The sequence below is a fragment of the Pseudoalteromonas sp. 20-MNA-CIBAN-0454 genome, assembly GCF_040308685.1.
In the GTDB taxonomy this organism is placed as follows: domain Bacteria; phylum Pseudomonadota; class Gammaproteobacteria; order Enterobacterales; family Alteromonadaceae; genus Pseudoalteromonas; species Pseudoalteromonas nigrifaciens.
In genome coordinates this window covers 1-18,996 of the sequence record NZ_JBEOOB010000048.1, presented here as the reverse complement: position 1 = coordinate 18,996, position 18,996 = coordinate 1, and the positions used below count along the sequence as shown (strand labels likewise).

The following is an 18,996-nucleotide window of genomic DNA, read 5'->3' as shown; positions in this document are numbered from 1 at the left end:
TTGTTGAAGCAGGAACTTGCCTTATGAGTGATCACAAGGCCCCGATGGTTTTAAACTAATCGGAATCCCCCTCCTTTCCTGAACTTTTTCAGGCGCTTGGCGAGGTGGTGGAGGATGTCAATGTGCTAATTACTGTATGCATACGTTTTGCTAATGGCCTGTTGCGATGGTGGCACACGTAAATATTTTCACTTATAGGGTTTGCCAAATAATGAGTTTGTATAAGTTTAGGCTTATTAAACGCACTTATTGCATGCGCAGGTAACACAGTAAAGCCCAGGCCTAAGCTTACCGGCTCCAGTATTAAACTAATTTGATTAGAAAAACCGGTGTGTTTTATTTGCTCTAAATGTTCAAACTGCGGGTAGTTTTCGCTCAACAAAAGTTGCGCATGGTGTTTAGCGTCGGGGTGAGCAATAAAGCCAAGTTCACATAAAGCTTGCCATGTTGGGGTTTTAATATGTGCAGGGGTAACTAATAGTAACGGCTCTGTACCTATTTTATGGCTGGTTACTTCGCTAAGTGTGGGGGCTTGGGTTAAAAAACCAATGTCGGCATTATGGTTAGCTACAGCCTGCTCAACACTTATATTTGGCGCAAAGCGGTAGTCAATATTCAGCCCTTGGTGCTTTGTTTGCAAAGCTAATAACTGGCTATAAAACTGCAATCCACAACTACCAGGCGACTGTATTTTTACTTTACCGCTGTAAGGCGAGTCGTCTTTTAATTGCTGCTCTAAAAACTGCCACTCTTTAAGTAATAAACTGCCTTGTTGATATAGATTTTGCCCATGCACAGTAAGCGAAAACTGTTTGCCGTGTCTTTCTAGCAAAGCACAGTTAACGTGCTGCTCTAATTTTTTAATGTGTTGGCTTACACCCGACTGGGTCATGTGGAGGCGATCGGCTGTTTGCGTAAAGTGGTTTACCTCAACCAAAGTACAAAACGTATTTAACCATATGGGATTTATCATTACAAAATGTACTCAAAATGATGATTAATGATTATTTTACTTAATTTAACTGGCTTCGTAAACTAAACGCATTAACCAGTAACAAGATAAGCAGGAACATTATTATGAGTCATACCTATCCACGTAGTTTTTCGCATATTGGTATTTCGGTACCAAACGTTGAAAAAGCAGTAGAGTTTTATACCCAAGTTATGGGTTGGTACACTATTATGGAGCCAACCGAAATACTCGAAGACAAAAGCCCAATAGGCGAAATGTGTACTGAAGTGTTTGGTGAAAAATGGGAAAAATTTAAAATAGCGCACTTATCTACAGGCGATCGTATTGGTGTAGAAATTTTTGAATTTAAAAACCAAGAAAACCCAAAAGATAACTTTGAATATTGGAAAACCGGTATTTTTCATTTTTGTGTGCAAGACCCAGATGTTGAAGGCCTAGCAGAGCGTATTGTAGCAGCCGGTGGTAAAAAACGTATGGCCGAGCCACGTTACTACTACCCAGGTGAAAAACCATACCGCATGATCTATATGGAAGACCCGTTTGGTAATATCCTAGAAATATACAGCCACAGCTACGAACTTATTTATAGCGCCGGTGCATACTAAGTTAGTGTGTAGCTAGTATTTAAATATATAAAGGCTGCAGTGAGCTACTGCAGCTTTTTTATTGCCTAAAATTAAGTAGACACCCACACTTATTATCCGAATTTAGGGTATTTGAACAAAGCCATTCTTAGTTAAATATTCACTGGTTTTAAAGTGGGTATTCAGATAGTTAGGTGTCTAGATAATTATTTCAGATAGAGAGTTAAGTAGACACCTACACTTATTATCAATATTTGAGTAAAACTATTCTTGGTTAAATAATCACTGGTTTTTAAAGTGGGTGTCTACTTAATAGTTAATAGTTAAACAAACACCCACACTTATTGTCAGTATTTGAACAAAACTATTCTTAGTTAAATAATCACTGGTTTTTAAGATGGGTGTTTAGGTAATTGATAAATTATAAAGTGGGTGTCTACTTAATTGGGTTTTAGTTGGTTGCCTTAGCTGCTTCATTTGGGGCAGTACTGTAAACGCCCTTTACAGTATAAAAATAAAGCATAGCCAGTTATTGAGCATCACGTTAATATGGACAAAAATAACACGATAAGAATTATAAAATGTTAAACAAAACCAATGCACTTATTTACTTTTTGGCCTTTAGTAGTGGCTTTAGTATTATGGGAATTGAGCTATTAGGTGGGCGTATTTTAGCGCCGTTTTTTGGTAGTAGCGTACATATTTGGGGCAGTATAATTACGGTATTTATGCTGAGCCTATCGTTTGGTTATTTACTTGGCGGTAAATTGTCAATTAAGCGCCCTAGCCTAGCCAAGTACGGGAGTATTTTTTTACTGGCAAGCATTATGGTGTTGCCCATTGCGTTATTTGCTAACCCGATAATGGAATTTATTTTTACTCACATTGAAGACAGCCGCTATGGCTCGTTACTCGCCTCTACGGCATTATTTTTTGTTCCTACTATTATATTGGGCATGATCTCCCCTTACTCGGTTCGGCTTTTAGTTACCGACAGCGAACACAGCGGCCAAGTTGCTGGCGGGTTATATTTTGTAAGTACCTTGGGCAGCGCACTAGGCACTATTATTACCTCATTTTATATGGTGCTCGCGTTTGACGTAAATGCCATAATAATTGGTTTTGCCTTAACTTTAGCGGTATTAGGCTTACTAGCCATACTGGTAAATAAACTATTTTTAGCGGAGCGTCGTTATGCATAAAAGCAATTTTTACATGGTTTTATATGTGCTGATGTTATTAAGCTTGTTGTTTTCACACTTAAGTGTGGCTAAAACAATACATAGCGAGCGCTCGCTTTATCGTAATATATTAGTGGAAGAAACCGGTAATTTACGCTGTTTAAAGTTTGATGAAAAATCTAGCCAAAGTAGTCAAAGTTGCATGTATATTAACGAGCCAAAAAAGTTAGTTTTTAATTACACTAAATTGGTGTTTTCAAGCTTGTTGCTAATAGAAGATCCTAAAAAAGTACTTATTATTGGTTTAGGCGGTGGCACTTTGTCTAACACCATTTCAGAGCTTTACCCTAAGGCAATAATCGAAAATATTGAAATAGATCCTGCGGTAATTAAAGTGGCCCGCGATTACTTTAATTTTAAAGAAAGTACTAAGGTAACGGCAAAAGTACAAGACGGTCGTATTTTTATAAAACGTGCGGCGCTTAAAAAACAGCAGTTTGATTGGATAATTTTAGATGCATTTAATGGCGACTACATTCCCGAGCATTTACTAACTAAAGAGTTTTTTGAAGAGTTAAAAAGTGTGCTTGCGAGTGACGGCGTTATTGCGGCCAATACGTTTTCATCGAGCAAACTGTACGAGCACGAGTCGGCCACTTATAACGCTGTTTTTGGCGACTTTATTAACGTTAGCCGAAAAAACCACAGTAATCGTATTATTTTAGCCGGCAATAAAAGTACCCTTACCCAAGCGCATATAAATAAACGCGTAAATGAGTTAACCCCCCTGCTATTGCCTTACGGTGTAAATATTAAAGCTATTAGCCAAATGCTGCACTTTACAAAAAATAATCACGATTGGCCTGAAAATATAAAAGTCCTTACCGATCAATACTCCCCTGCTAACCTACTCAACTTTTAGCCTAGGGCGTGTTTGGTATTTATGTGTGGTTACCGCCTTTTTATGGGAGTAACCACACTACACAGGCTCTGCCTTACCTAAAACCAAATATAACGCTGCAAATTAAATCTTAAAAGATCAACAACCCCTAGTGTTTTAGCGGCTAAACCTTTACTAAACCCTAGCTAAATATTTACTTAGCATGCTAACTAATGGTAAAGTGCTTAGCATGCTAAGTAGTTAGAGGTTGAAATGTCTAAACCGGTTCCTTTTCATGAAACACTCGATTTAACCTTGTGTGGCAGTATGGGTCGAGTGCATAGATTATGCCGAGAAGTTGTTACAGTTGCCGTTGAGCCGCTAGGCTTAACTCAATCGCGTTGGATTGCTTTGGTGCATATAAATATGCTTAAAGAAGGGGTAACTCAACAAGCGTTGGCGCATAGTTTAGGCATAGAAATGCCGTCGCTTACGCGTACCCTTAAGCAACTCGAAGAGCTTACTCTTATTACCCGTCAAGTTGATAAGCACGATAAGCGCAGTAAAAAAATTTATTTTACAGAGCAAGGCCGCAATATATTAAAGGCGGTAGAGGCACAGATCACTGATATTAAAAATCAGCTTTATAATGGACTAAACGATGAGCAGTTAGATGCAATGGCTCATGGTTTAATTAAAATGGAAGACAACGCAAAAAATTATATTAAATATCACAGTTCTAATAAGGTTAACAATGACACCTGATCAAAAATTTGCGCGCTATGTGAGGCTTTCACTCGTTGGATTCATTTTAGTGTTTTTATACTATGTTATAGCCGATATTTGGCTGCCAGTAACGCCACAAGCGCGTGTTTACCACCCAGTAGTACAAATCTCACCGCAAATAAGTGGCCGTGTTACTAAGGTGTTAGTTAGCAATAACCAACCGGTAAAGGCTGGCGATATATTGTTTGAGATAGATCAAAGCACTTACTTACTGGCTGTTGAACAAGCTAAACTAACCCTCGATGATGCCAAATTACAAAATAAACGCCTTGATACGAATGTTAAAGCGCTTGAGGCACAAATTAGTGCAGCTAAAGCAAAACAACATGAGCAAAGCTTATTAAAAAGTAGAGGCGAAAAGCTCTATAAGCAAAACTCTATATCGGAACAAGAGCTGGAGAGTATTCGGGCTAATTTTGCTGCAAGTAAATCAAACGTAGCGGCTTTTGAAGCGCAATTAGCCGAAGCTGTTTTAGCGCGTGGCACATCAGGGGAGGATAACTTAGCGCTGCGCCATGGAGCGAATCAGTTAGCGCAAGCTGAGCTTAACTTATCGTACACACAAGTACGTGCTTTAAGCGATGGTGTGGTTGCCAACTTGCAATTACTTGACGGTGCTTATGCTCTTAGTGGCCAACCTTTGTTAGCTATTGTGGCTAAAAAGGCTGATTTAGTAGCCGACTTTCGTGAAAAATCACTGCTTAATATGCACCCAGGTAGTTTAGCAAAAGTGGTTTTTGATAGCCGCCCCGGTGAAGTATACGACGCAAAAATTAGTACCTTTGAAGCGGGTGTAAGCGATGGCCAATTAAGTGCCAATGGCTTGCTAAGCACTACCGAAACCAGTAACCGTTGGGTACGCGACGCACAGCGCCAACGTATTCATTTGCAGTTATTAAAAAACGATCAAGCGCTAATTGCTAATATGCCTAGTGGCGCGCGTGCTACGGTGCAACTACTTCCAGAGTCAAAATTTGGACAATGGTTAGGCGCATCACAAATACGTTTTATTAGCTGGTTACATTACATTTATTAGTGGAGGCAAAATGAGTCAAAAAATTAGCCAGTCTCCACAACTTGACTCTAACGGCCTACGCCAAGCGCTGCGTATTGCCGGCGGGTGCACGTTAGGGTTTGCTATTAGTAAATTAATGAACTGGCCAAATGGGATTTTTTTTACTGTTTACCCCATGTTGCTATTAGGTTTAGTGCCAACGTTAAATAAATCTGTGGTTAGGCAGTTTTTTGCCAGTGCTGCGTTTAGTGCGTTTGTTGTACTTGTATTGCAGGGGTTATTTTCGCACTTGCCGGTGCTTATGGTACTGATTGTATTTGCCTGCTTTTGTATTTTATTTTACCAAATGAGTAGCGGAAGTGGCTTTTTGTTTGGTGCCTTAGGTGCGGTTAGTTTATCGATTCAATTACACTTTGCCAGCTACGTAACTGGTAGTAGCAGTATTTATCCGCTTATTTTAAGTAACGGTATAGCCATTATTTTAACTGTAGTAATTGCAGCATTGATGCATGGTTTATTTCCCGATGTTACTGCGCGCCCTGGGCGTGCAGTGCCAACAAAAGATAAAGCAAGTATTCGTCACGAAGTGCTGTTGTGCTCAAGCGTGGCTACGTTATCGTTTATTGTTTTTCAGGCACTGGATTTACAAGACTCTATTTCGGCGCAGGCGGCATCTATTTTAATTTTATTTTCGTTATGCTGGAAAGCCGCAGGCATAGCCAGTTGGCAGCGTATAATTGGCACGCTTATAGGCTGTAATGCCGCACTTTTGTCGCAGCTATTTTTATACACCCATACCGACTTTTTACTGTTTCCTGTTATTGTGTTGTGGATTTTATCGTTTATATTTAGTCGTTTTCATATTTTAGGTGGGGGGCCGCCGGGCATTGGCTTTGGTGTTTTAACCACGTTTGGTATTTTATTTGGGCAGTCGTTAGCCCCGGGGCAAGACTTGATTTACAGTGCGCTGTATAGGTTTAGTTCTGTGACAGTGGCTGTTGTTATTAGCTTAAGTGCGGTATATGCGATGCATAGATTATTAAATAAATTTAATACTACACGCCATCATACCTACGATTAGCGTTAACATCGATGCTGATTTTGGGTTACAAGCGCTGAGCTTGCAGCCCACTTCCCTTTCTTCTTTAAAGCGCAGCGCCTCATCCCTTTTTTGTGAATAATTTACTTAATGGGCTATTACACAAAAAACAGACGCATATAAAATAGATATCAGAAAAAGAAGAAGTCTTATATCAAGAAAATATTCGGGCTTCGCCCGCGCGTCAGCAAGCTTAACGCCTTACTTTTAAAGCTTAATATTGCCGCGTAACGCTTTGGTTTGGCCGTGTTTGGTTTTTTTATCCATGCGTTTACGCTGCGAATTACGGCTCGGTTTAGTGGCTCTGCGGGCTTTATTTACTTTAGTTGCGCTAATAATTAGATCTTTTAAGCGTTTAAATGCATCTTCGCGATTAAGCTCTTGTGTGCGGTGGCTTTGCGCTTTTATTATTAATACGCCGTCTTTGGTTATGCGGCTGTCGTTTAGTGCAAGTAAACGTTCTTTATAAAAGTCGGGTAATTTAGAGCGGTTAATATCAAAACGAAGATGGATAGCGCTGGCTACTTTATTAACGTTTTGTCCACCGGCACCTTGCGAGCGAACTGCGGTTAATTCGACTTCCCATTCATCAATGGTCACGGTATTTGAAATAGTTAACATTAGACTCAGCTAGTTTTTATAAAAATCTAGTATACCATTTGTAATTAACTATACCCAAATCAAGGTAAGCAGCTATTAATTGGCGTAAATTTAACCCTTAACGGTTAAGCAGCCCTTTAGGTTGTAACCTAAAGGCGCGGGAGTATATACTCAGTTATCTTGTGTTTATTTTAGTGTTTTATGTCTTTATCTACTTTTGCCCCAGTAACCACGATTGATGATCAAAAAAAGCTTTGTGTTTTATTAAGTTTACTTTTAAGTTCTTCATCTTACAGCTACCAAAATTCGCCTCAGCTATTTTCTAAACTGCTATTTAATCATTTTATAAACGGGTATTCGTTTTCACTCGCCGAAGTAAAAAAAATTACCCGCGAGTTAGAAGAACAATCACTGGTTTGGGAGCAACCGTTTAGGCAAAATCATAAACTTTCTATTGATGCCATCGTATATGCAATTGTAAGTTTGTTAGAGTACTGCCCTGGCTTAATTAAAAACTTTTTAACGCAAATAACCACCATATACCGCTTTAACGACAGTGCTTTAATGTTTATGTTTGAACTATTTAATAGCATTGAAAAAAGTGAAGGCTCACCGTTAGCGTCATCTGCAGAGCCTGAAATTGATCATCACTTTATTAATTTACTAGCACAATCAAAATACAGTAAGCAGCTTTGGTTAGCTTTACCCGCGCAGTGGCAACAAATATGTTTAGAGCATTTTATTCGCGGTGAGTTTTTTAATCTAACAGCTGAGCATTCATGGCCATCAATAGTAAAAAGTACTGCAACTGCTATTGAGCCAAGTAAGCGAATTTATTTAAACGAAAGCTTAGCTACGCTGCTGCAACAACCTGACTATAATGAACTACTCATTGATAAGTCGCACAGTAACTTAGCAATATTTAGTCAGGCTAATAGCCTTGCCATTGACGGCACTCATTTAGAATTAGCGCTGCAACAATTTAAAACGGGGTTAACGCTTTATCGTAAAACCTTTGTTAAGGGTAGCTATCCGTGTGAAATAAGCGGTTTACTGTATATGGTGTGTTTATATGCCAGTGGTACAGAAGCTGATTTAAAACAGCTAAAAACACATAAAAATTGGTATAACAAACAACTCGGCGAGCTCAGTAGTACAACGCAAGCCATTGAATTTTTGTTACTAGCACCCGAACAAGTAATAAGTTTTGAGCAGCGCTTACTACACGATACGATTGCAAACCTACAGGCAAACCCAAACGCACTAGCGCCTCTTTTTTGCCTATTACTGGCGTTAATAAAGCACGGCAGCGAAGAGCAAATTAATACCCTTAGAGACAACAGTAAACTGCTGAGCCAATTAATTCATTCAAGCCAACAGCATCAGCACTGGCTAGGTGAGCAATGCACGCATTTAGCAAATTGGCTAACGCACGATACGCCATTGCCAGATACCGGTTTATTACAGCATTTTAAACGCGTGCCACAATGGCAGCGTTGGTTAAATGAAATAAGCAAAATAGACACTCCAGCGCAAAATGAGCGCCTAGTTTGGCAGCTCGACCTTACCCATTTAGACCTGCCACTTATTCAAGCTAAAGTGCAAAAACACAACAGCAAAGGCGAATGGACTAAAGGCCGTAAAGTAAATATTTATGATCTTGACGATGATCAATACCGACATTTACTTAGCCCAGCCGATCATAATTTAGTGCAAGTAATTAGTAATCATGCGGGCTTTGGTTACAGTGAAGTACAAGCAACCAGCGCAGTGTTGCAAGCGCTAATTAACTTCAAAGGGCTTGAAGACATTAAAGGTAACTTAGTTACGCTTAACAAAGGTGAGTTTATAATTGAAATTGGGCAAAATATTAACGACTGTTACCAATTAATTATACAGCCTAAAATTACCGACATAGACGGCGACTTTTTACTTACCCACAGCCACGCGAATAGTTACCAAGTATTTGTAGTAGACGACAAACAACACAAACTAAATAGCTTGCTTGCTCAGCAACCTAATAACTTAACAGAAGAAAAACTGCCACAACTTAATGCGGCATTAGAGGCCTTGTCGGAGGATCATTATATTAGCAGTAGCCGCAGCGAGTTTTCTGCGGTTAATAACGTGCGCCAAGGGCTTGTTGATTTAGCCGCAGTAATTAAGTTAACCCCAATGGGTATAGACGTTAACTTTTATACTATGCCATTTGGTGTTGACGGCCCATGGGTTGAGCCCGCAATAGGCGCAATAACCTTAGCCTATAGCGATAACGAGCAAGCCGATAACAGCGTTGTAAAACGTGATTTAAAAGCAGAAAAACGCGCTTTAAAAAACCTACTTAGTAATTTAGCTGGCGTATTTGCCGATCAAGAGCATCCGCAGTATAACAGCGCGCATCAGCAGTTTTATTTACCAGAAGATATTAGCCAAGCCATAATACAATTAGAGGCCGCGCAAAAAGACAACGCACTAGTATTAAGTTGGGATGAAAACGCCCAAGGTATGAAGGTTGCCAATAGTAAGCACCTTTCTCTTAATTTAAATGATGATAACGATTGGCTCAGTGTTAGTGGTAAATTATCGCTTCCCGATGGTCAAATTATTGCTTTGCAAACACTCCTTAAAGCCCCGCGTCGTGGCAGTATTATAGAGTTTGACGAAAATAACTCGTTATTATTAGATCAGCGCCTAACTAACTTATTAAATCGCTTAGAGGGCATGCAAAGTAAAACTAAAAACGCCCCCGACGATCAACTTCGTATTGCTAATGCGCGCGCTCTTCCTTTGTATCACAGTGCTGCAGAATTGAGTGATGTTAGCTTTGGTGCAAACTGGCAACAGCGCTTAGCTAAATTTGAGCGCCCAAGTGAACCTGTATTACCCGCGTATTTAGTTAATATATTACGCGACTACCAAGTGGTTGGCGTAAAATGGTTAATGCAACTGGCTAACTGGGGGTTAAATGCCTGTTTAGCCGATGATATGGGCTTAGGTAAAACGCTACAAACACTCAACGTATTACAAATGCGCAGTGCTTTAGGTGCCAGCTTAGTTATAGCGCCAAAATCGGTATGTCATAACTGGCAGGTAGAGGCTGCGCGATTTACCCCTACCCTCAATATTAAAACTATTGATAATGCAGCCGCAACTGATGAGGTGCTAGCCGGTGCTACCGCTAATGACCTAGTAATTGTTAGTTATGGCTTATTACCTTTAATAGGGGATCAATTAGCTGCGTACGAATTTGCCAATATTGTACTAGACGAAGCACAAGCCATTAAAAATCCATTAAGCCTTCGCGCTAAAGCTGCTTTTGCACTTAATGGCCAGTTTAAAGTTGCGCTTTCGGGCACACCTATCGAAAATCATTTAGGTGAACTGTGGAGCCTATTTAACTTTTTAATGCCGGGTTTTTTACATTCATTAGCTGAGTTTAAAAAGCGCTTTGGTAATGCCGATAAAAATCAGCAGCAGGCTGATACGTTAAAAACATTAATTGCGCCGTTTATTTTACGCCGTAATAAAAAAACGGTACTTACCGAGTTACCCGATAAAACCGAAATAAACCTTACTTTTGCGCTCAGCGATAAAGAGCAAGCTCTTTACGAAGCCACTCGCTTAAACGCGCTTGAGCAAGCCAGCCAAGAAGACAGCCAATACATTACTATATTGGCGTCATTAACTAAATTGCGCCGCGCGTGTATTGCTCCGCAGTTATTAATTGAAAACAGTAAGTTACCGTCAAGTAAACTCGACACCGCCGAAGCAATAATTGAAGAATTACTTGAAAATGATCACCAAGCACTTATTTTTAGCCAGTTTGTTGATGTACTTAAATTAGTTGAACAGCGACTAAAAAAACGCGGTATAGCATATTGTTACCTTGATGGCAGCATGAGCAGCAACAAACGCAAGCAACAGGTTGATAAGTTTCAGGCAGGTGAGGCGCCTTTATTTTTAATTAGTTTAAAAGCTGGCGGCACCGGGCTTAATTTAACTGCCGCCGACTATGTGCTGCACTTAGATCCTTGGTGGAACCCCGCGGTTGAGCAGCAAGCCTCCGACAGAGCGCACCGCTTAGGGCAAACACGCCCTGTAACCGTGTATCGTTTAATTGCGCAAAACACCATAGAAGAAAAAATACTGCAACTGCATGAGCACAAACAAGCCCTTGCCGACAAAGTGCTCAGCGGCAGCAGCAACACCGGGCAATTATCAAAAGATCAGTTATTGTCTTTGTTGCAAAATCAGTAAAAATAAAGCGTTTAGTACTAAGTGCGATTTAAAGTCGCACTTACAATAAAATTTAAGCACAGCCATAGGTTTACTCGAAGTTGCTAAGCTTGCTGGCGCGATATTTTCAACGAAAATATAATTATTTAAATGTTTGCATTAGATACGCGTAATATGAGTAGACAAAAGCAAACGTACTTGGTTTTACTCGTAGGCGCTAAGCTTGCTGGCGCAATATTTTCAACGAAAATATAATTATTTAAATGTTTGCATTAGGTGTGCGCGGCAACAAGCTACTTGCCTACAATAATACCTCTGCTACGCGTTTTTTTAACTCTGGCAGTACCTCCTGTTCAAACCAAGGATTCTTTTTAAGCCAAATATTATTACGCGGGCTGGGGTGTGGTAGTACTAAATGGCTTGGCCAATAGTCACGCCACGATTTTACTAACTCAGTAAGCGGTAGCTTTTTAGTGTCGGGTAAATGATAAGCCTGAGCATACTTACCTAGCACAATAGTGAGCTGTAAATTAGGCAAGGCGGCTAAAAGCTGCGCGCGCCAAGCTGGGGCACATTCTTTACGTGGTGGTAAATCGCCCGACTTGCCTTTACCCGGATAGCAAAACCCCATAGGTAAAATTGCAATGTTATTGGCATCATAAAACTGATCGTTAGTAAGCCCTAACCACTGCCTTAGGCGTTCACCGCTTTGATCGTTAAACGGTATACCGCTTTGGTGTACTTTTATACCGGGCGCTTGGCCTGCAATTAATATTCGGGCGTTAGGGTTAAATTGTATAACGGGGCGCGCTCCTAACGGTAATTGCGGCTCGCAGATCACGCATTTACTAACTTGAGCTACTAATTCATTCAATTCTATCTTTTTTGACTGTTTTTCACTCAAATTTAGGCCTCTATTCGTTATTTGTGGTATTGAGTTGGTAAAAAATCGGTTTATTTTAGCGTGCCTAACTACTAGTTAGTATAATAGTGATCTATTACTGGTTATGCACTTAACCTGTTATATAACCTAGTGTTTTTCAGCCCATACTGCAAACTCATTACCGCTTGGCTCGGTAAAATGAAACCTACAACCGCCAGGAAATTCAAAAATAGGTTTAATTACTTTACCGCCGTATAAGGTTACTTTTCTTTGTGTTGCATGAATATCGCTGCTGTAAAAAACCAATAGCGCCCCACCCTCTTCAGTACTCGATTTTAACGGCGATTGGTAAAACCCACCATTAAGCTCTTGCCCGCTAAAAGCCGAGTAGTCTGGGCCGTAGTCGGTAAATTGCCAATTAAAAACTTGGCTAAAAAACGCTTTAGTTGCGGTTAAATTAGCGGCTGGAAACTCTACATAGTTTAGCTTTTCGTGATTATTCATCATTATTCTACTTACTATTTTTAAAGGGTAAATTAACCATAAACCTAAGTTAACTACCAAGCAAGGCGCTTAAGCGTATTTGGGATCAATATTATACTAAGTTAAAGTTAATTTACGCATGCAAATAGGAATCACTATCTTTTGCATTCATAAACTATATAATAGCACTTTTATTTTTCGCCATATTTAAGGGATTGACTCATTATGCAGGCTTCATCACTTAGTTTAGGGTCAACTAAGCTGCTTTTATTAAAGCCGCTTTTGATATTTCAGCACATAAGCCGTTTTAGTTATGCTTTTAAAGTGTGTTTACGCTTTTTTATTGCCATTGTCGGTGGCTACTTTTTTACTGCGGTGAGCTGTTCGCTACTGAGCGCTATTTTGCCACTAAATAAAGCGGATGCAGTTTTGATGAGCGTGTCGTTAAGTATTTTAATTTATACGCTGGTATTTATTTACGCTTTTTATGTTAAGTCATTAAAAACAGTATGGATCAGTATTTTACTAGCTACTGCAGCACAATTAAGTTTATTAGCACTAATAAAGGGTTGGGTATGAAGGATAGTTTTTTTCGTTCAATGACCTGGTTACATACCTGGGTTGGGTTATTAGTGTGTTGGTTACTTTATTTGATCTTTTTTTCTGGTACGTTGAGCTTTTTTAGAGACGAAATGAGTTTATGGAATCAGCCCGAAATTCATAATATTCAAGCGCAAACTGATCGTATAAGTGCCCAAAAACAGCAAATAATTACAGGTTTTGATTACCTAAACGCTCAAGCAAGCAATGCTCCAAATTGGCGTATAACACTTCCTGAACAACGCGTACCTTACTTAACCTACGGCTTTGCAAAACCTAAAGAGCCGGGCCAGCGTAGAAGTAAATTTGAAGACACGCAATTAGATCCAAATACTATGCAGCCGCTTGCACCTTTTAGAGAAACCAAAGGCGGTAACTTTTTTTATCGCCTGCATTTTGATTTACATTACATAGATGTTATTACAGCGCGCTGGATTGTGTGTTTTGCAAGTTTATTTATGCTGATTGCCATTGTGTCGGGGGTGGTGATCCACAAGCGTATTTTTAAAGATATGTTTACCTTTAGGCGCAATAAAGGCAGCCGTACATGGCTCGACGCTCATAATATAAGCTCAGTATTAGCCCTGCCCTTTCATTTAATGATTACCTACACTGGGTTAATTACCTTAATCTTTATGCTGTTTCCTTACCCGGCAGAAACTAGTTACGACAAAGGTATGCGAGACTTTTTTAATGATGTTACACCGCGTAATAATGTAACTGACAAAGCGCAGGGTGCAGCGCCTATGGTAAAAGTAAATAGCATTTTAGATCAACTTTATACTAAGTGGCCAAATGCTGATATTCGCCGTGTACAGGTAAGTAATCCTAATATGGCAGCATCAACTATCACTGTACTAGTTAGCCCACAAAAAGCATTTCGTGACCAAACGCCGCGGTTAATATTTAGTGGCGCCACAGGGGAGTTAGTAGCCCAAACCGATGAAGAACTAAGTGCAGGTAAAGCGCTTTATGAATCGTTAAACTCAATGCATACCGGGCGCTTAGCCGAACCCTTACTACGTTGGCTCTACTTTTTAGGAGGTATTGCGGGTTGTGTAATGATTGCCTCTGGCTGCATTATGTGGGCAAAACGCTTACGTGAGCGAATGAAAAAAAATGCGCATCCATCGTTTGGCTTAAAATTAGTCGAAGGATTAAACCTAGCTACTTTAATGGGGCTTCCTTTAGCTACCTGTGCGTTTTTTATTGCTAATAGAGTACTTAGCCTACAAGTTGCCGGGCGTGCTGATAAAGAAGTGTTGGCGTTCTTTTTAACCTGGCTTGTGGTGGCTATTGTAGCGCTTATAAAGCGCGATAGAGTGCAATGGCGAGTTATGGCGGCAATAAATAGCTTAGCCTGTTTAGCAGTGCCTGTAATTAATGCGCTAACAACTAACGGTAATATAGTTAGTTATTTAATAAATAAACAGTGGGCGTTATTCACCTTTGATGCGCTGTTTATACTCTCAGGCATATTGTTTTTTATACAAACCGAAAAATTACGTACTGCCAAGCCAACTACAAAAGCGATAAAAAAAAATACTAGTTCTGACTTAAAAGGACAAAAAGCATGATGGAGTTATTACAATTTAGCCTCTGTTTGCTGGCTTTTAACGCGTTTGCGTTGGCTAAATTTAATCATTTTAAAGATATTTTTAAAAAACGGCCGACTAATTTACAAAGAAAATACCTCCTAGTTACCGCTTGGATCAGTATTTTACTAAGTCTGCTCCTTTGTGTGAATGATCAAGGCGGGTATGGTACGTTGCTTTTTTGTGGTTATATGTCGCTAAGTGCTTTAATTATAATGGTTTTTTATAATTTTATAACTCAGCTTGTTAAAGTTTTTAGTGTGTTAAATTTGGTTGTAACAGCCTTAACTACTCTACTTTTAGTATTAAACTAGGCTAAGTTAGTAAAATACTGATCTGCTAATGTAGTTTTAAATAAGTAGTAAATAACTAAAATGGTAAGCTCATTGCTTGCCATTTTAGTTATTGCGAGCATTAAGTTTAAATAGTTATTACAATTGTTCTAGCGGTAAGTATTTACTGTAAACCCCCTTTACATTTATTTTTGCTTAACCCAAATAATTTGCTCAGTTGCAAAGCCTAAGTCTTTAACTGTTTTTAAAAAGTGCTCTTTTAACTCATCGCCTACCTGTGGCGTACGTGATAAAAACCATAAGTAATCTTTGTTATAACTCGTTATAAATGCATATTGGTAATCAGCTTGCTCAAGTTCAAAAATAACGTAAGCCCCATAAAATGGACCAAAAAACGATACTTTAAAATGTCCTATGTCAGAATCCCCCACAAATTTTGCAAGGCCTTGAGCATTCTTCCATTGTTGTTCTTTAGTAATATAGCCCTTATTAATTACCTTTACAGTGCCATCGTCATTAATAGTATAGTTAGCAGTAACCTGCTCCATACCCTCTTCGAACGAATGATTTAGCCGTGCTATTTCGTACCATTTACCTTGATATTTTTGTAAGTCAAAGTTTTTAACCGCAGTGATCCCTTCTGGCGGACTAGTACATGCACTGAGTGAAAATAGTGTAATGGTGAGTAAAAAATATTTTATTTTGTTCATTTAAGCTCCTTTTTGAGTGGTTATTAATATTACGTAATAGCTATAATAAAGTTTGCTAGCCGATTAAAAAAAATTGCTATAGGATCAATTAAATACTAGAGCAATTTAAAGATTTAATCATGAAAATTTGGGTAGATGCAGACGCGTGTCCAGTGGTTATCAAAGAAATACTTTTTAGGGCCGCTGAGCGCACACAAACCGAAACCATATTAGTGGCTAATCATGCCATGCGTATCCCGCCATCAAAATATATTAGCCGCTTACAAGTGTCTTCGGGTTTTGATATTGCTGATGACGAAATAGTAAAACGTATTGCTAAAGGTGACTTAGTGATCACCGGCGATATTCCACTGGCCAGTGAAGTAATAGACAACGGCGGGCAAGCACTCAACCCGCGTGGCGAGCTTTATACTACTGAGAATATTCGCTCAATACTTAATGTACGCGACTTTATGGATACCATGCGCTCGAGCGGCGTAGAAATGAGTGGCGGGCCGCCGCCGCTTAGCCAAACCGATCGCCAAAACTTTGCTAATAATCTCGATCGTATTTTAGCGCAAAATAAGGCAGGCTAATTTGAGCAAGCAGTTAATTGGTTTAGGTGACGAGCAATTTAACGTGGCGGTGTATGTAGCAAAGGCCCCGCCAATGCCCTACTTCGAAACGCTCAACAGCCTAGAGCCCGTTATTAATGAGCAAATAAATACTATAAACCAACATTGCGGTAATGGTTGGCGTAAAGTATTTAACGTATACGCTAAAGTATTGTTTGCCCTGCCTAGTGAGCATTACTCATTTGCAAAACAAGCGCCTACTTGGCAGCAATATCGCGATGAATTTTTACTTCAAAAAAACAGTAAAACCGCCCTACTGTTTAGCGCGCCTAATCTTACTATTACTTCTGCAGATAAAGCTTCTAGCAATAAAAACCAACTGCACATAATTGCCGGGCGCACCCACGCTAAAAATTTACTCCAACACGGTAAATTACAAACGCAGTTTGATTGGCTCGATGACGAGTTTGCAATAGACGCTATTAATAATATTATTGTGTGCCCGTATTTTGATTACAGGCAACTAAGTAATATAAAAATAGCGAGGCTTAGCGAGCTAGTCGCGCAGCTAAAAGTCACTAAATAACACATTGTAAGGAACGACCATGGCCGGAATTTTAGAGTTAAACGAATTATTAAAATCAATGCAGCCTGTGCTTAAACAAGGTGAGTACATATTTTGCTGTTTGGCAGGCTCACTTGCCGATTATGTTCATTTAAACCCACTGGCCACTTACGTTGAAGAAGAAGGGCTAACCCTTATTTTGAAAGCTGAAACTGCCGATAAAGCAGGAATTACTTACGAGGGAAAATATAGTTTAATTACTCTTAACGTACATTCCAGCCTTGAGGCTGTAGGCTTAACAGCGGCAGTATCTGCCAAACTGACAGAGCATGGCATTAGCGCTAATGTGGTAGCTGCGTTTTATCACGACCATATTTTTGTACAAGCAGATAAAGCCCACGCAGCGTTAAATGCGCTGAAAGAGATTGGTTAGACTAGCTTGGCTTTAAATGTTAAATGAGAGCTATTTTAAGTTGATATACAATGATCTGAGTGATGGTGGCATTCGTTCTTCGGGTGGCGCTTAGCTTAACCGACCTGCGTTTTGTAACTTTCTTATGTTAAAGCTTTTAAAAGCGACGCTAAAAATTCTTTAAGATGACACCCATCCTAATATTTGCAATATCAGCATGATTAACTAAGCTCTGGCTAGAATTCTTTAAACAGACACCCATCCTAATATTGGTAATATCAGCATGATTAACTAAGCTCTGGCTAGAATTCTTTAAATAGACACCCACCCTAATATTTGTAATATCAGTGTAATTAACTATGCTCTTTTTAGTGCAATAATTAAGCAGGGTGTCACATGGCTATCGCAAGAAAGCGTCAGGTAAGTTTGGTCGATACAAAATACTACCACTGTATTTCGCGCTGCGTACGCCGTGCATTTTTATGCGGCGTAGACAACTTTACTAATCAATCGTATGAACATCGCAGAGAGTGGGTTGAAAGCAAATTACTTGCCCTCGCTAACGTATTTTGTATCGATGTGTGTGCGTATGCAGTAATGAGTAATCACACCCACTTAGTACTCTATGTTGATGATAAAAAAGCCAAGCGACTAACCGATAAAGCCATTATTCAGCGGTGGCACAGGCTTTGTAAAGGCACTGTACTCACTAACAAATATCTGCAAGGTGAAGAGCTAAGTAAAATTGAATGGCTCTTTCTAAATGAAACAATCATTGAATACCGAGAACGCTTAGCTAATATCAGTTGGTTTATGCGCTTATTAAATGAAGACATTGCGCGCAGAGCTAATAAAGAAGATAACTGTACCGGCCGCTTTTGGGAGGGACGCTTTAAATCACAAGCCCTTTTAGATGAAGCGGCATTAATCGCCTGTATGGCATATGTTGATTTAAACCCAATAAGAGCAAAGGCAGCAGCAACACCTGAAACATCAGACCATACCAGTGTAAAAATACGCATTGAAAGTGCCACTGCGGGTAAGCAACCGAAGCAACTCCTACGCTTTTCAGGTAAACCAAAAAAGCAAATGGCAAAAGGATTACCATTTGAGCTTAAATCTTACCTTGAACTAGTAGAATTAACCGGGCGTTGTATACGCGAAGGTAAAGCAGGCTATATCGAAAGCAGCACTTTACCCCTGTTACAAAGAGTAAACATTACCCCCGAAAACTGGCTAAAACTCACCACACAATTTAGTCGCGTATTTCATGGTGCAGTAGGTCGCCCAGCGTCGCACGAAGGATACTGCGAACACCTAAACAGAAAGCGGCGCGCCAACGTTAGTAATTGCGAAAAGCTACTGGCTTAAAATTTCACTTCAAAAACTCTCCGTAATTCCCTCTCACTGTGAAAGCACAGTATTTCGCATGCCTAAAAATGAATAAAAAAGCAGTTTAATACAGCGTTATTTGAATAAGCAGAGGGATTTTAAAAATTAAGGATGCTTTTAAGCCTAGCAATGTTTGTTTAGATAAAGACTGAAGG

Annotated in this window: 20 protein-coding genes; 14 read left to right on the top strand and 6 right to left on the bottom strand. The window is 39.6% G+C overall.

The features are described from left to right. Positions 1-88: 88 nt before the first annotated feature. Positions 89-973 (bottom strand): LysR family transcriptional regulator, encoded by an 885-nt coding sequence (locus AAEZ22_RS16815; protein WP_197183048.1) that lies wholly within the window; start codon positions 971-973, stop codon positions 89-91. Positions 974-1,077: 104 nt separating this feature from the next. Between AAEZ22_RS16815 and AAEZ22_RS16810 the strand changes: the two genes are divergently transcribed. From AAEZ22_RS16810 to AAEZ22_RS16785, 6 genes are all read left to right on the top strand, one after another. Then, the gene (locus tag AAEZ22_RS16810) at positions 1,078-1,578 is read left to right on the top strand and encodes a lactoylglutathione lyase family protein (protein ID WP_011329672.1); all 501 of its coding nucleotides are present in this window, start codon (positions 1,078-1,080) and stop codon (positions 1,576-1,578) included. Positions 1,579-2,138: 560 nt separating this feature from the next. Next, entirely contained in the window at positions 2,139-2,759 is a 621-nt protein-coding gene (locus AAEZ22_RS16805) for a fused MFS/spermidine synthase (protein ID WP_089369011.1), read from the top strand. A 13-nt stretch (positions 2,760-2,772) separates the two neighbouring features. Next, positions 2,773-3,660, top strand: a complete 888-nt coding sequence (locus AAEZ22_RS16800; protein WP_197183054.1) for a spermidine synthase — start codon at positions 2,773-2,775, stop codon at positions 3,658-3,660. A gap of 231 nt (positions 3,661-3,891) precedes the next feature. Continuing rightward, positions 3,892-4,383, top strand: coding sequence for a MarR family transcriptional regulator (locus AAEZ22_RS16795; protein WP_086997207.1), 492 nt, complete (start codon positions 3,892-3,894; stop codon positions 4,381-4,383). Beyond that, positions 4,373-5,440, top strand: a complete 1,068-nt coding sequence (locus AAEZ22_RS16790) for an HlyD family secretion protein (protein ID WP_179807978.1) — start codon at positions 4,373-4,375, stop codon at positions 5,438-5,440. The genes AAEZ22_RS16795 and AAEZ22_RS16790 overlap by 11 nt, the downstream gene beginning before the upstream one ends. 10 nt (positions 5,441-5,450) lie before the next feature. Then, complete coding sequence (locus tag AAEZ22_RS16785) at positions 5,451-6,500, top strand: DUF2955 domain-containing protein (protein WP_197183049.1); 1,050 nt, start codon at positions 5,451-5,453, stop codon at positions 6,498-6,500. A 225-nt stretch (positions 6,501-6,725) separates the two neighbouring features. On the opposite strand, the gene arfB is transcribed toward AAEZ22_RS16785, so the two are convergent. Next, entirely contained in the window at positions 6,726-7,139 is a 414-nt protein-coding gene (arfB, locus tag AAEZ22_RS16780) for an alternative ribosome rescue aminoacyl-tRNA hydrolase ArfB (protein ID WP_011329681.1), read from the bottom strand. A gap of 180 nt (positions 7,140-7,319) precedes the next feature. Between arfB and AAEZ22_RS16775 the strand changes: the two genes are divergently transcribed. After that, a complete protein-coding gene (locus AAEZ22_RS16775; protein ID WP_197183050.1) occupies positions 7,320-11,375 on the top strand; it encodes a DEAD/DEAH box helicase in 4,056 nt (1,351 codons plus the stop codon). 280 nt (positions 11,376-11,655) lie between these two features. On the opposite strand, the gene AAEZ22_RS16770 is transcribed toward AAEZ22_RS16775, so the two are convergent. Together AAEZ22_RS16770 and AAEZ22_RS16765 are read right to left on the bottom strand one after the other, a co-directional pair. Further along, the gene (locus AAEZ22_RS16770; protein ID WP_226898081.1) at positions 11,656-12,228 is read right to left on the bottom strand and encodes a uracil-DNA glycosylase family protein; all 573 of its coding nucleotides are present in this window, start codon (positions 12,226-12,228) and stop codon (positions 11,656-11,658) included. 156 nt (positions 12,229-12,384) lie between these two features. Then, positions 12,385-12,741, bottom strand: a complete 357-nt coding sequence (locus AAEZ22_RS16765) for a VOC family protein (RefSeq protein ID WP_192532275.1) — start codon at positions 12,739-12,741, stop codon at positions 12,385-12,387. 204 nt (positions 12,742-12,945) lie between these two features. Here AAEZ22_RS16765 and AAEZ22_RS16760 point away from each other — a divergent pair, with 204 nt between their 5' ends. The 3 genes from AAEZ22_RS16760 to AAEZ22_RS16750 are packed head-to-tail and all read left to right on the top strand — an operon-like array spanning position 12,946 to position 15,229. Next, positions 12,946-13,299: a hypothetical protein gene (locus tag AAEZ22_RS16760; RefSeq protein WP_011329685.1), complete on the top strand. Its 354-nt coding sequence runs from the start codon at positions 12,946-12,948 to the stop codon at positions 13,297-13,299. Continuing rightward, positions 13,296-14,897: a PepSY-associated TM helix domain-containing protein gene (locus AAEZ22_RS16755; RefSeq protein ID WP_193039032.1), complete on the top strand. Its 1,602-nt coding sequence runs from the start codon at positions 13,296-13,298 to the stop codon at positions 14,895-14,897. Before AAEZ22_RS16760 ends, AAEZ22_RS16755 begins: the two co-directional genes overlap by 4 nt. Further along, on the top strand, positions 14,894-15,229 hold the full coding sequence (locus tag AAEZ22_RS16750) for a DUF3325 domain-containing protein (RefSeq protein WP_197183051.1): 336 nt from the start codon (positions 14,894-14,896) through the stop codon (positions 15,227-15,229). Before AAEZ22_RS16755 ends, AAEZ22_RS16750 begins: the two co-directional genes overlap by 4 nt. Before the next feature lie 164 nt (positions 15,230-15,393). Here the strand turns inward: AAEZ22_RS16750 and AAEZ22_RS16745 are convergent, their stop codons facing one another. Then, a complete protein-coding gene (locus AAEZ22_RS16745; protein ID WP_089369018.1) occupies positions 15,394-15,918 on the bottom strand; it encodes a lipocalin family protein in 525 nt (174 codons plus the stop codon). A 119-nt stretch (positions 15,919-16,037) separates the two neighbouring features. On the opposite strand from AAEZ22_RS16745, the gene AAEZ22_RS16740 reads away from it, so the two are divergent. From AAEZ22_RS16740 to AAEZ22_RS16730, 3 genes are read left to right on the top strand one after another with little or no spacing between them, the layout of a single operon-like run. After that, entirely contained in the window at positions 16,038-16,493 is a 456-nt protein-coding gene (locus AAEZ22_RS16740) for a YaiI/YqxD family protein (protein WP_197183052.1), read from the top strand. 1 nt (position 16,494) lies between these two features. Next, a complete protein-coding gene (locus AAEZ22_RS16735) occupies positions 16,495-17,058 on the top strand; it encodes a DUF6942 family protein (protein ID WP_197183053.1) in 564 nt (187 codons plus the stop codon). A gap of 19 nt (positions 17,059-17,077) precedes the next feature. Next, entirely contained in the window at positions 17,078-17,470 is a 393-nt protein-coding gene (locus AAEZ22_RS16730) for an ACT domain-containing protein (RefSeq protein ID WP_182684558.1), read from the top strand. Between the two features lie 148 nt (positions 17,471-17,618). Here the strand turns inward: AAEZ22_RS16730 and AAEZ22_RS16725 are convergent, their stop codons facing one another. Next, positions 17,619-17,810, bottom strand: coding sequence for a hypothetical protein (locus tag AAEZ22_RS16725; protein ID WP_352298115.1), 192 nt, complete (start codon positions 17,808-17,810; stop codon positions 17,619-17,621). Between the two features lie 35 nt (positions 17,811-17,845). Here AAEZ22_RS16725 and AAEZ22_RS16720 point away from each other — a divergent pair, with 35 nt between their 5' ends. Further along, positions 17,846-18,820: a transposase gene (locus AAEZ22_RS16720; RefSeq protein ID WP_350546921.1), complete on the top strand. Its 975-nt coding sequence runs from the start codon at positions 17,846-17,848 to the stop codon at positions 18,818-18,820. Positions 18,821-18,996 lie beyond the last annotated feature (176 nt).

Bases quoted from the DNA above. Each gene is read 5' to 3' on its own strand.
- AAEZ22_RS16815 (WP_197183048.1), bottom strand. From the start codon at position 973: ATGATAAATCCCATATGGTTAAATACGTTTTGTACTTTGGTTGAGGTA.
- AAEZ22_RS16810 (WP_011329672.1), top strand. From the start codon at position 1,078: ATGAGTCATACCTATCCACGTAGTTTTTCGCATATTGGTATTTCGGTA.
- AAEZ22_RS16805 (WP_089369011.1), top strand. From the start codon at position 2,139: ATGTTAAACAAAACCAATGCACTTATTTACTTTTTGGCCTTTAGTAGT.
- AAEZ22_RS16800 (WP_197183054.1), top strand. From the start codon at position 2,773: ATGGTTTTATATGTGCTGATGTTATTAAGCTTGTTGTTTTCACACTTA.
- AAEZ22_RS16795 (WP_086997207.1), top strand. From the start codon at position 3,892: ATGTCTAAACCGGTTCCTTTTCATGAAACACTCGATTTAACCTTGTGT.
- AAEZ22_RS16790 (WP_179807978.1), top strand. From the start codon at position 4,373: ATGACACCTGATCAAAAATTTGCGCGCTATGTGAGGCTTTCACTCGTT.
- AAEZ22_RS16785 (WP_197183049.1), top strand. From the start codon at position 5,451: ATGAGTCAAAAAATTAGCCAGTCTCCACAACTTGACTCTAACGGCCTA.
- arfB (WP_011329681.1), bottom strand. From the start codon at position 7,139: ATGTTAACTATTTCAAATACCGTGACCATTGATGAATGGGAAGTCGAA.
- AAEZ22_RS16775 (WP_197183050.1), top strand. From the start codon at position 7,320: ATGTCTTTATCTACTTTTGCCCCAGTAACCACGATTGATGATCAAAAA.
- AAEZ22_RS16765 (WP_192532275.1), bottom strand. From the start codon at position 12,741: ATGAATAATCACGAAAAGCTAAACTATGTAGAGTTTCCAGCCGCTAAT.
- AAEZ22_RS16760 (WP_011329685.1), top strand. From the start codon at position 12,946: ATGCAGGCTTCATCACTTAGTTTAGGGTCAACTAAGCTGCTTTTATTA.
- AAEZ22_RS16755 (WP_193039032.1), top strand. From the start codon at position 13,296: ATGAAGGATAGTTTTTTTCGTTCAATGACCTGGTTACATACCTGGGTT.
- AAEZ22_RS16750 (WP_197183051.1), top strand. From the start codon at position 14,894: ATGATGGAGTTATTACAATTTAGCCTCTGTTTGCTGGCTTTTAACGCG.
- AAEZ22_RS16745 (WP_089369018.1), bottom strand. From the start codon at position 15,918: ATGAACAAAATAAAATATTTTTTACTCACCATTACACTATTTTCACTC.
- AAEZ22_RS16740 (WP_197183052.1), top strand. From the start codon at position 16,038: ATGAAAATTTGGGTAGATGCAGACGCGTGTCCAGTGGTTATCAAAGAA.
- AAEZ22_RS16730 (WP_182684558.1), top strand. From the start codon at position 17,078: ATGGCCGGAATTTTAGAGTTAAACGAATTATTAAAATCAATGCAGCCT.
- AAEZ22_RS16720 (WP_350546921.1), top strand. From the start codon at position 17,846: ATGGCTATCGCAAGAAAGCGTCAGGTAAGTTTGGTCGATACAAAATAC.